This is a genomic window from Vibrio sp. 10N.222.52.B7, assembly GCF_041474275.1.
Taxonomy (GTDB): Bacteria; Pseudomonadota; Gammaproteobacteria; order Enterobacterales; family Vibrionaceae; genus Vibrio; species Vibrio crassostreae_C.
Map to the genome: position 1 here is coordinate 1 of NZ_JBFRTU010000381.1, position 543 is coordinate 543.

The following is a 543-nucleotide window of genomic DNA, read 5'->3' on the forward strand; positions in this document are numbered from 1 at the left end:
CAGCGCCTTGATTGCGGTGCCGATGTTCATCTTAGCTGCGGATATTATGACGCGTGGTCACACGGCGTATAACTTACTTGGTTTAATCCAAGCTTTTGTCGGACATCTGCGTGGCGGGTTGCCGATTACTACGTGTATCAGCTGTACTTTATTCGGTTCTGTTTCCGGTTCGACTCAGGCGACCGTGGTGTCGGTTGGCCAAATCATGCGTCCGAAGTTGCTGCAAGCAGGGTACAAAGACAGCTTTGTGATGGCGCTGATCATCAATGCCAGTGACATCGCGTTTCTTATTCCGCCAAGTATTGGTTTGATTCTTTACGGCACCTTAGCCAACGCCAGTGTGGGAGAATTGTTCATTGCTGGTATTGGCCCAGGTTTAGTGCTCGCGAGCCTGTTCTCGTTATACAGCTATGCCTACAGCGTCAAACACAGCGATACCATCACTTTGGTTGAAAAAGCCAACACCGCAGAACGCATTGAAGCGATCAAGAAAGCGATTCTTCCTCTCGGTTTCCCTGCTTTAATTATCGGTGGTATCTACTC

Annotated in this window: 1 protein-coding gene; it reads left to right on the plus strand. The window is 49.2% G+C overall.

Going from position 1 to position 543, the window contains the following annotated elements:
- On the plus strand, window positions 1-543 hold a 543-nt coding region (locus tag AB4512_RS23315), incomplete at both ends, for a TRAP transporter large permease subunit (protein WP_372175904.1).